Below are 12,919 nucleotides of genomic sequence, written 5' to 3'. Positions count from 1 at the left end.
GTGCTCTGGCCGATAACCGTGCTCGGCGCCCTGGCCGGCTGGGCGCTGGCGAGCATTCCCGGGGCGCTGCTCGGTGGCGTGCTCGGCCAGGTGGTCGACCGGCGCCTCCAGCTGACCTCCTGGGCCGCGCTGCGCGCCCTGTTCGGCGGGGCGACGGTGGATGACGACGAGTTGCTGTTCATGCTTCTCGGCCGCCTGGCCAAGAGCGGCGGGCGCGTGTTGCAGCTGCATATCCAGCAGGCCCGTCAGGAGATGCAGCGCCTGGGCCTGAACGAGGCGGCGCGGCGCCGGGCGATGGAGGCGTTCAACCGCGGCAAGCTGGCCGGCGACGATTTTGCCCTGCCGCTGCAGGCCCTGCGCGGCCGCCCGGAGCGGGCCGACCTGGTGCTGCGCGGGTGCTGGCGCATGGCCTGGGCCGATGGCCGGGTCAGCGCGCGCGAGTACGAGCTGATCCAGCAGTGGGGGCGTTGCCTGGGCTGGGCCCTGGAAGAGCTGAATGCCCTGGCCGACGAGTACGAGCCCGCCCGGCGCCAGGCCGAAGTGCCGTCCGCCGATTACCAGGCGGCCCTGCGCCTGCTCGGGGTGCGCCGCGACAGCGAGGCGGCGGCGATCAAGCGTGCCTACCGCAAGCTGCTCAGCCAGCACCACCCGGACAAACTGGCCGGAGCCGGGGCGACGCCGGCGCAGATTCGCGCCGCCACCGAGCGCACCGGCGCGCTGCACCAGGCCTATGAGCTGATTCGCTCGCGGCATGGCTTTCGCTAAGCGGCTGTAAGCGCACCTGCCAGAGGACACGCGCGTCGCTCGCGAGTAGAGCTCTAAACCTCGCGCCGTCGGCGCTGGGCTATTTCTGCGCCGGCAGGCTCTTGTCCAGCCAGCCGCGAATGCGCCGGTACAGCTGCTCCTGCTCGGCATTCGGGTTGCCCGGCAGGGCCTTGAGGGCGATCTGGCTGTAGGCCTCGTGCTTGAGACGCTTGCTGGCATGCAGGCGGCGCGTGGCGGCGCTGCGGTCGCTGGCCTGGTCCTTGTAATAGAAGTCGCCGGTCGGCAGCAGCAGGCCGGGCAGCAGTTCGTCCAGCGTCGGGGTCAGACCGCTCGGCTGCACGGCGGCCGCGCTGAGCAGGTGCCTGACCTGGGGCGGCTTCCGTTCGGCGAGGAAGCGGGCGGCCCAGTAGGCGCCGTCACCGTGGCCGAGCAGGACGATGGCCGGCGCCTGTTGCTGTTCGGCGAAGGCGATGGCGGCCTGGATGCGGGCGAAGATCCGCACGGACGGATCGACGGCCGGCACCGCCGGGGTTTGCTCCGCGCCATCGGCGGCGAGTGCAGCGGCCGCGGCGCCGCTCGGCTCGGCCGGGGTGCTCGCTGCGGCAGCGTCGGGTGCGGTCACGCTCACGCTCGTCATGGGTGCGGGCAGTTGCGGCAGATCCGGCAGATCCGGCAGGGTCAGGCTCAGGCTGCTCCAGCCGGCATCCGGCAGCTTGTTGCGCAGCGGGCCGACGGCCTGCGGCCAGTCCGCGCTTTCGCCGCTGGCCGGAACCAGAATCACCACGCCGCTGGCCTCGGCCACGTTGGCCGGTTTCCACAGGGCCAGAAAGGTCTCGTCGTCTGCTTGCAGCTGCTGCTGTTCGGCGGCGGGCAACTGGCGTTGCAGGGCGCTTTGCGCTTCGACGCTGCGCTCGGCCAGGGGCGGCCGTTCGCCTGCGGCGCTATCCGCGGCCGTGCCGTCGGCCGCGGGGGCGGCGCTGCTGGCGGGGGTTGCCGGCGGACTTTCCTCGGCAGGCGCGGTGTGGGCCAGCGTCAGGCTCAGGCCGAGGGATAGGGCGATAAGTGTCGGGCGCAGGGCGTTGGGCATCTCAGGGTTCTGAATGGCGGAGGGTCCCCGCAGCCTAAGCGTTGCCCCGCGATTTGTCAGGTGCCGCTTGCCTGGCGGGGGCACGGCAGGAGTAAGGTATGGCGATCGACGATTCGAGGCGGGTGGTGATGGGCGCATGAGGCGAGTGCTTGGCGGGTTGTGGTTGTTGCTGTTGCCGACTCTGCTGTGGGCCGTTCCGGTCACTACCCCGTTGCCGCTGGACGACGACCAGCGGGCCTGGCTGGCCGAGCACCCGCGCCTGCGCGTCGGCGTGGTGCTGCAGGCGCCCTATGCCGAATTCCAGCGGCGCCAGCAGCAGCTGACCGGGCTCAATGTCGAACTGGTCGAGGCGCTGGCCAAGAGCCTGCCGGTGGAGTTCAGCTGGCGCAGCTACCCCGATCAGCAGGCCCTCGAAGACGCCCTGCGCGCCGGCAAGATCGACCTCGCCCCCGGCCTCAGCCAGACTCCCGCCGGCCTGCGCCAGTGGCTGTATTCCGATCCCTACCTGCGCATCCCGCACCTGCTGGTGGGCGAACGCCTGGGCACCGTAGCGGTCGAGCTGGAGCAGCTCGGCGCCAGCGATGCGATCGCCGCGCGCACGCCCAGCATGGTGGTCGACTACCTGCGCAGCAATTATTTCAATCTCAACCTGCTGGCCCGCCCGTCCGACCGCCAGGCCCTGCAGGCGGTGCTCGAGCAGCAGGCGCGCTTCGCCGTGATCGACCAGGCGCAGCTCAGCCGCCTGAGCCAGGAAAGCGAGTTCGCCGCGCTGCAGGTGGTCGGCGATGTCGGCCTGCCGCAGCTGCTGCGCATCGGCACCCGGCGCGACTGGCCGCAGCTGGCAGGGATCATCGATGAGGCCCTGCGCGCCCTGCCGGCGCAGACCCTGGAGCAGCTGCAGGGGCGCTGGCTGACCGCGCAGAAGCCCGGCATCAAGGACTCGCCGCGCTTCTGGCGCAACCTCAGCCTGCTGTGCGCCACCTTGCTGCTGATCAGCCTGGCCCTGCTGGCGGTGGTGCGCCGCCAGCGCTCGCGCCTGGAACAGCACTTGCTGGAGGCGCGCCAGGTGCTGGCCCGGCGCGAGGCGGCGGAGGAAGCGCTGCGCCTGACCCAGTTCTCCAGCGACCACAGCACGGTGGGCATCCTCTGGGTCAACTGGGACAGCCGCGTGCGCTATGCCAACCGCGCCGCGGCACAGATGCTCGGCTACCGCAGCGAGGAGCTGGTCGAGCAGCCGCTGGAGCTGATCGAGCCGAGTCTGAGCATGGACCGCTGGCTCAACCTGTGGCGCCGGGTGCGCTCGCGCGACGAGGCGGCGCTGAGCTTCGAGAGCAACTGCGTACGCGCCGATGGCAGCCTGATGCCGGCGGATGTGTCGCTGAGCTTCCTGCGCTTTCGCGAGGCCGAGTACCTGGTGGTGTACCTCACCGATGTCACCGAGCGCCGTCGTGCCCGGGCCGCCCTGGAGGAGAGCGAGGCGCGCCTGAAGGGCATCGCCAGTAACGTGCCGGGCCTGGTGTTCCGCCTGGAGCGCCCGCTGCCCGGCGCGCCGCTGGACTTTGCCTATATCAGCGAGGGTAGCGAGCAGCTGGTCGGCTACCCGCCGGCGCAGATCAAGGCGGCCGACTTCGGTATCCGCAGCCTGGTCCACCCGGACGACCGCGCGCGCTATCACGCCACCCAGGATGCCGCCATCGCGGCAGCCGGCGACTGGCAGTGGCAGGGGCGCATCCTCACCCGCGACGGCCGGGTGCGCTGGGCCGATATCAAGGCCCGTGCGCGCCGCCTGGAGGGCGAGCATGTGGTGTGGGACGGCATGGTCTGGGACATCAGCGAGAACAAGCAGATCGAGCTGCAGCTGGCCGAGTCGCGCGCCCAGTTGCGCGATCTGTCGGCGCACCTGGAGAGCGTGCGCGAGGAAGAGAAGGCGCGCATCGCCCGCGAGGTGCACGACGAGCTGGGCCAGGTGCTCACCGTGCTCAAGCTGGAAACCTCGATGTGCGAGCTGGCCTACGGCGAACTGGATGCCGGCCTGCGCGAGCGCCTGGAGAGCATGAAGAAGCTGATTGCCAACCTGTTCCAGCTGGTGCGCGACGTGGCCACCGCCCTGCGCCCGCCGATCCTGGATGCCGGTATCGCCTCGGCCATTGAGTGGCAGGCGCGCCGCTTCGAGGCGCGCAGCGGCATCCCCTGCCTGGTGCAGGTGCCCGAGCAGCAGTTGCCGGCGCTGTCCGACGCCAAGGCTATCGGCCTGTTCCGCGTGCTGCAGGAGGCGCTGACCAACGTGCTGCGCCATGCCCAGGCGCACACGGTGGAAATCGGCCTGGAAGTGCAGGGCGGTGAGCTGTGCCTGCGGGTCAGTGACGATGGTCGGGGTTTCGACCCGGGCGCCCAGCGCGCACAATCCTTTGGCCTGGTCGGCATGCGCGAGCGGGTGCTGATGCTCGGCGGCCGCCTGACGCTGGACAGCGTGCCGGGGGAGGGCACCACACTGGTGGTGCATGTGGCATTGGATGAAGAGGTCGTAGCGTGATTCGAGTACTGGTAGCCGAAGACCACACCATCGTCCGCGAGGGCATCAAGCAGCTGATCGGCCTGGCCAAGGACCTGCAGGTGGTCGGCGAGGCCTGCAACGGCGAGCAGCTGCTGGAGGCGCTGCGCCATACGCCCTGCGAAGTGGTGCTGCTGGATATCTCCATGCCCGGGGTCAACGGCCTGGAGGCGATTCCGCGGATTCGCGCGCTGAACAATCCGCCGGCGGTGCTGGTGCTGTCCATGCACGACGAGGCGCAGATGGCCGCCCGCGCGCTGAAGATCGGCGCGGCCGGCTATGCGACCAAGGACAGCGACCCGGCGCTGCTGCTCACCGCCATCCGCAAGGTCGCCGCCGGCGGGCGCTACATCGACCCGGAGCTGGCCGACCGGATGGTCTTCGAGGTCGGCCTGACCGATTCGCGACCGCCCCATGCGCAGCTGTCCGAACGCGAGTTCTCGGTGTTCGAGCGCCTGGTGCAGGGCGAGGGGGTCAACGAGATCGCCCTGCACCTGTCGATCAGCAGCAAGACCGTCAGCACCCACAAGGCGCGCCTGATGCAGAAGCTCGGCAGCCACTCGGTGGCCGATCTGGTGAAGTACGCGATGGAGCACAAGCTGTTGTAGTCCGCTGTAGGGCGATCCCTACAGCACGCTTTCCTCTAGCCTTATAGCAATCAGTCATACCGCCCGATTTGCGTGACGCCCCGGCCTCTCTAGTCTTTAGCCATGGCAGACAAGAACACAGGTGTGGTGATGGCCGAGAATGCTTCCAACGATGTACTGGTCAGTTTTCGTGGCGTGCAGAAGAGCTACGACGGCGAGAACCTGATCGTCAAAGACCTCAACCTGGATATTCGCAAAGGCGAATTCCTCACCCTGCTCGGGCCGTCCGGCTCGGGCAAGACCACCAGCCTGATGATGCTGGCCGGCTTCGAGACGCCCACCGCCGGCGAGATCTTGCTCGGTGGCCGGGCGATCAACAACGTGCCGCCGCACAAGCGCGACATCGGCATGGTGTTCCAGAACTACGCGCTGTTCCCGCACATGACGGTGGCCGAGAACCTGGCCTTCCCGCTGACCGTGCGCGGCATGAACAAGACCGACTGCAGCGAGCGGGTCAAGCGCGCGCTGTCGATGGTGCAGCTCGACAAGTTCCGCAACCGCTACCCGGCGCAGCTCTCCGGCGGCCAGCAGCAGCGCGTGGCCCTGGCCCGTGCGCTGGTGTTCGAGCCGCAGCTGGTGCTGATGGACGAGCCGCTCGGCGCGCTGGACAAGCAGCTGCGCGAGCACATGCAGATGGAGATCAAGCACATCCACCAGCGCCTGGGCGTGACCGTGGTCTACGTGACCCACGACCAGGGCGAGGCGCTGACCATGTCCGACCGGGTGGCGGTGTTCCACCAGGGCGAGATCCAGCAGATCGCCCCGCCGCGCGACCTCTACGAGGCGCCGAAGAACACCTTCGTGGCCAACTTCATCGGCGAGAACAACCGCATCAGCGGCCAGTTGCTCAGCCGCGACGGCGAGCGCTGCGTGGTCGGCCTCAGTCGCGGCGAGAAGGTCGAGGCGCTGGCGGTCAACGTCGGTGCGCCCGGCGAGCCGGTGACCCTGTCGATCCGCCCCGAGCGCGTGCGCCTCAACGGCGCCAGCGAGCAGTGCAGCAATCGCTTCTCCGGGCGGGTGGTGGAGTTCATCTACCTGGGCGACCACGTGCGCATCCGCATGGAGGTGTGCGGCAAGCCCGATTTCTTCGTCAAGCAGCCGATCGCCGAACTCGATCCCGCCATGGGCGTGGGCGATGTGGTGCCGCTTGGCTGGCATGTGGAACACGTTCGCGCGCTCGACCCGCTGACTGCGGAGTGAGTCGCTCCCAAGAGCCTTTTTACGATCTAGCGAGCTAGAGCGAGACAAGGCGCTACGTAGTAACAGCCTCTGGCTGTTCAAAGCGCAGAGGAAGCGGAGTTTACGAGTTGTAAATGAGCATTCCGAGGCGGCTTTTAACGCGGGATCGCCGACGCGCAGCAGATTGTAAATAGGCTCTTACCAACCCAGCACCGTGGAGAAAACAACAATGAGCAAACTGCACAGCAACCTTCGCCTCGGCGCCCTGGCCCTCGGCCTGGCCTGCGCCGGCCAGGCGGCCGCCGCCGACCTGACGGTGATTTCCTTCGGTGGCGCCAACAAGGAGGCACAGACCAAGGCCTTCTACCAGCCCTGGGAAGCGGCCGGCAAAGGCAAGGTGATCGCCGGCGAATACAACGGCGAGATGGCCAAGGTCAAAGCCATGGTCGACACCAACAGCGTGTCGTGGAACCTGGTGGAAGTGGAGTCGCCGGAACTGGCCCGCGGCTGTGACGAAGGCCTGTTCGAGGAACTCGACCCGGCCCTGTTCGGCGATGCCTCCAACTACATCGACGGCGCCGTGCAGCCGTGCGGCGTGGGCTTCTTCGTGTGGTCCACGGTGCTCGCCTACAACGCCGACAAGCTCGCTGCCGCCCCGACCGGCTGGACCGATTTCTGGGACGTGAAGAAATTCCCCGGCAAGCGCGGCCTGCGCAAGGGCGCCAAGTACACCCTGGAATTCGCCCTGATGGCCGACGGCGTGGCGGCGAAGGACGTGTATAGCGTGCTCGCCACCCAGGAAGGCCAGGATCGCGCGTTCAAGAAACTCGACGAGATCAAGCCGCACATCCAGTGGTGGGAAGCCGGCGCCCAGCCGCCGCAGTTCCTCGCCTCCGGCGACGTGGTCATGAGCTCCGCCTACAACGGCCGCATCGCCGCCGTGCAGAAGGAAAGCAACCTCAAGGTGGTGTGGAACGGCGGCGTCTACGACTTCGACTCCTGGGCCATCCCGAAAGGTGCCAAGGACCTCGACGCGGCCAAGGCCTTCGCCGCCTTCACCGTGCAGCCTGAGCAGCAGAAGGTCTACTCGTCGAATATCGCCTACGGCCCGGCCAACAAAGGCGCCGTTGAACTGCTCGACAAGACCCTGCTGGCAGACATGCCGACCACTCCGGAAAACATCGCCGGCCAGGTCGCCATGAACGTGGCCTTCTGGGCCGACTTCGGCGAGCAGCTGGAACAGCGCTTCAACGCCTGGGCCGCCAAGTAAGTTGGTAACACCCCCTCTCCTGCGGGAGAGGGTCTGGGGATGAGGGCTGGCGCCTGGGGCGCACCCTCATCTCTTTTTTCCTGCCGCCTCGCGCGGCCAGATTTAGCGGAGCTAGCAATGGCTGAAACCGTCTCCCTCACCGAATTCGCCGGGCTCACCCTGAAGCAGAAGCTGGCGCGTGCCGAGCGGATCAACCGCCTCAAGGCGCAGGGCCTGATCCTGCCGCTGCTGGTGTTCCTCGTGGTGGTGTTCCTCCTGCCGATCGGCGTCCTGCTGTACAAGAGCGTGGAAAACCCCGAAGTGGTGCGCAGCCTGCCGCGTACCGTGGAGGCGATTGCCGCCTGGGATGGCCGTGGCCTGCCGGAAGAGCCTGCCTACCAGGCCCTGGCCCTCGACCTGGCCGAGGCGCGCAAGAACCAGACCATCGGTGACCTGTCCAAGCGCCTGAACATGGAGCTGGCCGGCTACCGCAGCCTGATGGCCAAGACCGGTCGGGCCCTGCCGTTCAAGCAGGAGCCCGCCTCCTACAAGGATGCCCTGGAAAGCCTCGACGAGCGCTGGGGCGACCCGGCCTACTGGCAGGTGATCCGCCGCAACGACGGCGCCTTCACCTCCTACTACCTGCTGGCTGCCCTCGATCACCGCATCGACGACCTCGGCGAACTGGCCCCGGCGACCCCGGACCAGGCCATCTACCTGGACATCTTCGCCCGCACCTTCTGGATGAGCCTGGTGATCACCGCCATCTGCCTGGTGCTGGCCTACCCGCTGGCCTACCTGCTGGCCAACCTGCCGACCCGTACCAGCAACCTGCTGATGATCCTGGTGCTGCTGCCGTTCTGGACCTCGATCCTGGTGCGGGTGGCGGCGTGGATCGTGCTGCTGCAGTCGGGCGGGCTGATCAACGGCGCGCTGATGGCCATGGGCATCATCGACGAGCCGCTGCAGCTGGTGTTCAACCGCACCGGGGTCTACGTGGCCATGGTGCACATCATGCTGCCGTTCATGATCCTGCCGATCTACAGCGTGATGAAGGGCATCTCGCCGAGCTACATGCGTGCCGCCATCTCGCTGGGTTGCCACCCCTTCGCCAGCTTCTGGCGGGTGTACTTCCCGCAGACCCTGGCGGGCGTCGGCGCCGGTAGCCTGCTGGTGTTCATCCTGTCGATCGGCTACTACATCACCCCGGCCCTGCTGGGCAGCCCGAGCGACCAGATGATCAGTTACTTCGTCGCCTTCTACACCAACACCACCATCAACTGGGGCATGGCCACGGCCCTCGGCGGCCTGCTGTTGCTGGCCACCATGCTGCTCTACGTGGTGTACAGCTGGCTGGTGGGCGCTAGCCGCCTGCGTCTGGGTTGATCAGGAGAACATCGAGATGCTGAGTCCTTACAAATCGCCGATCGAACGTGCCTGGTTCTGGGCCCACCGCAGCCTGTGCGCGCTGGTGCTGCTGTTCCTGATCCTGCCGGTGCTGGTGATCATCCCGCTGTCGTTCAACTCCGGCAGCTTCCTGGTCTACCCGCTGCAGGGCTTCTCCCTGCGCTGGTACGCCGACTTCTTCGGCTCGGCCGAGTGGATGCGCTCGCTGACCAACAGCATGATCGTTGCGCCCGCCGCCACAGTGCTGGCCATGGTCTTCGGCACCCTGGCGTCGATCGGCCTGACCCGCGGCGAGTTCCGCGGCAAGGCCCTGGTGATGAGCCTGGTGATTTCGCCGATGGTGGCGCCGGTGGTCATAGTCGGGGTGGCCAGCTACCTGTTCTTCGCTCCCATGGGTTTCGGCAACAGCTACTTGGGGCTGATCCTGGTGCATGCGGTGCTCGGCGTACCCTTCGTCATCATCACGGTGTCCGCGACGTTGCAGGGCTTCAACTACAACCTGGTGCGCGCCGCCGCCAGCATGGGCGCCTCGCCGCTCACCGCGTTCCGCCGGGTGACCCTGCCGCTGATCGCCCCCGGGGTGATTTCCGGTGCGCTGTTCGCCTTCGCCACCTCGTTCGACGAGGTGGTGGTGACCCTGTTCCTCGCCGGCCCCGAGCAGGCCACCCTGCCACGGCAGATGTTCAGCGGTATCCGCGAGAACCTGTCGCCGACCATCGCCGCCGCGGCAACCCTGCTGATCGGCTTCTCCATCGTCATGCTGCTGACCCTGGAGTGGCTGCGCGGGCGCAGCGAGAAGATGCGTACCGCCAACCCGAGCTGAGGCCGGCAAGTGGCTGCGACCAAGGTCGCAGCCATGGCCTGACATACGACAACTGCCTCGGCCGGCGACTCAGGCTACAATCGCGCCACCGTGATTCAGCCCCGAGGCCGCCATGCAATCCTTCGCCATCGCCCCGTCGATCCTCTCCGCCGATTTCGCCCGCCTGGGCGAGGAAGTCGACAAGGTCCTCGCCGCCGGCGCCGACATCGTCCACTTCGACGTGATGGACAACCACTACGTGCCCAACCTGACCATCGGCCCGATGGTCTGCGCGGCGCTGCGCAAGTACGGCATCACCGCACCGATCGACGCGCACCTGATGGTGTCGCCGGTCGACCGCATCATCGGCGACTTCATCGAGGCCGGCGCCAGCTACATCACCTTCCACCCGGAAGCCACCCTGCACATCGACCGCTCGCTGCAGCTGATCCGCGACGGCGGCTGCAAGGCCGGCCTGGTGTTCAACCCGGCCACCCCGCTGGATGCGCTCAAGTACGTGATGGACAAGGTCGACATGATCCTGCTGATGAGCGTCAACCCCGGCTTCGGCGGGCAGAAGTTCATCCCCGGCACCCTGGACAAGCTGAAAGAAGCGCGGGCGCTGATCGACGCCAGCGGCCGCGACATCCGCCTGGAGATCGATGGCGGGGTCAACGTGCAGAACATTCGCGAGATCGCCGCGGCAGGCGCCGACACCTTCGTCGCCGGCTCGGCGATCTTCAACCAGCCGGACTACAAGACCGTGATCGACGCCATGCGCGCCGAGCTGGCCCAGGTGCGCGCGTGATCCACGGGTTGTTCGCCGGCAAGCTGCCGCGCTTGGTGATGTTCGACCTGGACGGCACCCTGGTCGACTCGGTGCCGGACCTGGCCGCCGCCGTCGACCAGATGCTGCACGGCCTGGGTCGCCCGGCCGCGGGCATCGAGCGGGTGCGCGACTGGGTCGGTAACGGCGCGCGGGTGCTGGTGCGTCGCGCCCTGGCCGGCGATATCGAGCATGCCGGCGTCGGTGAGGCCGAGACCGCACAGGCGCTGGAACTGTTCAACCAGGCCTATGCCGACTGCCACAGCCTGAGCACCGTCTACCCGGGCGTCATCGCCAGCCTCAAGTGGCTGAAGAAACAGGGCGTGGAGCTGGCGCTGATCACCAACAAGCCGGAGCGCTTCGTCGCCCCGCTGCTGGACGAGATGAAGCTGGGGCGCTACTTCCGCTGGATCATCGGCGGCGACACCCTGCCGCAGCAGAAACCGGACCCGGCGGCGCTGCTGCATGTGCTGCGCCTGGCCGGCATCGGCGCCCACGAGGCGCTGTTTGTCGGCGACTCGCGCAACGACGTGCTGGCGGCCCGGGCTGCCGGCGTGCCCTGCGTGGCGCTGAGCTATGGCTACAACCACGGCCGGCCGATCGCCGAGGAGGCGCCTGCGGCGGTGCTCGACGATCTGCGCCAGCTGCTGCCCGATGGTTGCTTCGAGGCGGACGCTAGGCTAATGTCGGCTAATCCTTCCGCACACCCGCAGCCAAGAGATCGCACCGTGGTGGCTCCCCGCAAACACTGGCTCATCCGAGCCAACATGAAGATCCTCAAGGCCCTGGCCCGTTGGCGCTGGCGCGCCTGATCGAGTGTGGCCGGCTTGCCGGCGCGTGTTGCGTACCCCTACTGTTTGATTCCCGGAGGCCATCGGGCTTCCGGTCACAAGGCTGACTCCATCATGACCCGCGACGAATTCCTGCGTTTGGCCGCCGACGGCTACAACCGCATCCCGCTTGCCTTCGAAACCCTGGCCGACTTCGACACGCCGCTGTCGATCTACCTCAAGCTGGCCGACGCGCCCAACACCTACCTGCTGGAATCCGTGCAGGGCGGCGAGAAGTGGGGGCGCTTCTCCATCATCGGCCTGCAGGCGCGCACCGTGCTGCGCGCCCACGGCCACCGGGTCAGCGTCAGCGTCGATGGCGTCGAGATCGAGCGGCATGAGGACTGCGCCGACCCGCTGGCGTTCGTCGAGCAGTTCAAGGCGCGCTACAGGGTGCCGACCCTGGCCGGCCTGCCGCGTTTCAACGGCGGCCTGGTCGGTTACTTCGGCTACGACAGCGTGCGCTACGTCGAGACCAAGCTCGGCGCCAGCCCCAATCCGGACCCGCTGGGCACCCCGGATATCCTGCTGATGGTTTCCGACGCGGTGGTGGTGTTCGACAACCTGGCCGGCAAAATGCACGCCATCGTCCTCGCCGATCCGAGTCAGGCCGATGCCTACGAGCAGGGCCAGGCGCGCCTGGCTCAACTGCTGGACAAGCTGCGTCAGCCGATCACCCCGCGCCTGGGCGTCGACCTGGCCGCGCCGATCGGCGCCGAGCCGGACTTCGTCTCCAGCTTCAAGCGCGACGACTACGAAGCCGCGGTGCTGGCGATCAAGGAATACATCCTGGCCGGCGACTGCATGCAGGTGGTGATCTCCCAGCGCATGTCGATCCCTTTCAAGGCGGCGCCGATCGACCTGTACCGCGCGCTGCGCTGCATCAACCCGACGCCCTACATGTACTTCTTCAACTTCGGCGATTTCCATGTGGTCGGCAGCTCGCCGGAAGTGCTGGTGCGCGTCGAGGACAACCTGGTCACGGTACGGCCGATCGCCGGCACCCGCCCGCGTGGTGCCACCGAGGAGGCCGACATCGAGCTGGAGAAGGACCTGCTGTCCGACGCCAAGGAGCTCGCCGAGCACCTGATGCTGATCGACCTGGGCCGCAACGACGTCGGCCGCGTGTCGGCCACCGGTTCGGTGAAGGTCACCGAGCAGATGGTGATCGAGCGCTATTCCAACGTCATGCACATCGTCTCCAACGTGACGGGGCATCTGAAAGAGGGGCTGAGCGCCATGGACGCCCTGCGCGCGATCCTGCCGGCCGGCACCCTGTCCGGCGCGCCCAAGGTGCGCGCGATGGAGATCATCGACGAACTGGAGCCGGTCAAGCGCGGTGTCTATGGCGGCGCCGTGGGTTACCTGGCATGGAACGGCAACATGGACACCGCGATTGCCATCCGCACCGCCGTGATCAAGGACGGCGAGCTGCATGTACAGGCCGGTGCCGGCATCGTCGCCGACTCGCAGCCGGCCCTTGAGTGGGAAGAAACCCTGAACAAGCGTCGCGCCATGTTCCGCGCGGTCAGCCTCGCCGAACAGTCCGTACCTGCGGCCAAGAAATAAGGGAGCC

At 67.6% G+C, this 12,919-nt stretch carries 11 protein-coding genes; 10 read left to right on the top strand and 1 reads right to left on the bottom strand.

What is annotated here, in order from left to right:
* Nucleotides 1-765 (top strand): TerB family tellurite resistance protein, encoded by a 765-nt coding sequence (locus GV001_RS19795; RefSeq protein WP_160083027.1) that lies wholly within the window; start codon nt 1-3, stop codon nt 763-765.
* Between the two features lie 79 nt (nt 766-844).
* On the opposite strand, the gene GV001_RS19790 is transcribed toward GV001_RS19795, so the two are convergent.
* On the bottom strand, nt 845-1,852 hold the full coding sequence (locus GV001_RS19790) for an alpha/beta hydrolase family protein (RefSeq protein WP_160083025.1): 1,008 nt from the start codon (nt 1,850-1,852) through the stop codon (nt 845-847).
* Nucleotides 1,853-1,988: 136 nt separating this feature from the next.
* Here GV001_RS19790 and GV001_RS19785 point away from each other — a divergent pair, with 136 nt between their 5' ends.
* The 9 genes from GV001_RS19785 (at nt 1,989) to trpE (ending at nt 12,912) form a co-directional block, all read left to right on the top strand.
* Nucleotides 1,989-4,385 carry a PAS domain S-box protein gene (locus GV001_RS19785; RefSeq protein ID WP_160083023.1) on the top strand — a complete coding sequence of 799 codons (2,397 nt, stop codon included), beginning with the start codon at nt 1,989-1,991 and terminating at the stop codon, nt 4,383-4,385.
* Nucleotides 4,382-5,011, top strand: a complete 630-nt coding sequence (locus GV001_RS19780; RefSeq protein ID WP_160083021.1) for a response regulator transcription factor — start codon at nt 4,382-4,384, stop codon at nt 5,009-5,011. Before GV001_RS19785 ends, GV001_RS19780 begins: the two co-directional genes overlap by 4 nt.
* Before the next feature lie 129 nt (nt 5,012-5,140).
* On the top strand, nt 5,141-6,250 hold the full coding sequence (locus GV001_RS19775; RefSeq protein ID WP_160083019.1) for an ABC transporter ATP-binding protein: 1,110 nt from the start codon (nt 5,141-5,143) through the stop codon (nt 6,248-6,250).
* 208 nt (nt 6,251-6,458) lie between these two features.
* Nucleotides 6,459-7,499 carry an ABC transporter substrate-binding protein gene (locus GV001_RS19770; RefSeq protein WP_160083017.1) on the top strand — a complete coding sequence of 347 codons (1,041 nt, stop codon included), beginning with the start codon at nt 6,459-6,461 and terminating at the stop codon, nt 7,497-7,499.
* A gap of 117 nt (nt 7,500-7,616) precedes the next feature.
* Nucleotides 7,617-8,864 (top strand): ABC transporter permease, encoded by a 1,248-nt coding sequence (locus GV001_RS19765; RefSeq protein WP_160083015.1) that lies wholly within the window; start codon nt 7,617-7,619, stop codon nt 8,862-8,864.
* Nucleotides 8,865-8,880: 16 nt separating this feature from the next.
* Nucleotides 8,881-9,708, top strand: coding sequence for an ABC transporter permease (locus GV001_RS19760; RefSeq protein WP_160083013.1), 828 nt, complete (start codon nt 8,881-8,883; stop codon nt 9,706-9,708).
* A 112-nt stretch (nt 9,709-9,820) separates the two neighbouring features.
* Nucleotides 9,821-10,495 (top strand): ribulose-phosphate 3-epimerase, encoded by a 675-nt coding sequence (gene rpe / locus GV001_RS19755; RefSeq protein WP_160083011.1) that lies wholly within the window; start codon nt 9,821-9,823, stop codon nt 10,493-10,495.
* Nucleotides 10,496-10,533: 38 nt separating this feature from the next.
* Nucleotides 10,534-11,325: a phosphoglycolate phosphatase gene (locus tag GV001_RS19750; RefSeq protein WP_160083474.1), complete on the top strand. Its 792-nt coding sequence runs from the start codon at nt 10,534-10,536 to the stop codon at nt 11,323-11,325.
* A gap of 93 nt (nt 11,326-11,418) precedes the next feature.
* Nucleotides 11,419-12,912, top strand: a complete 1,494-nt coding sequence (gene trpE / locus GV001_RS19745) for an anthranilate synthase component I (protein WP_160083009.1) — start codon at nt 11,419-11,421, stop codon at nt 12,910-12,912.
* The last annotated feature ends 7 nt before the right edge of the window (nt 12,913-12,919 follow it).

The organism is Pseudomonas sp. 8AS, from assembly GCF_902506505.1.
In the GTDB taxonomy this organism is placed as follows: Bacteria; Pseudomonadota; Gammaproteobacteria; order Pseudomonadales; family Pseudomonadaceae; genus Aquipseudomonas.
Note: the sequence above shows the minus strand (reverse complement) of the source record. Positions and strands in the feature narration are given on the sequence as shown.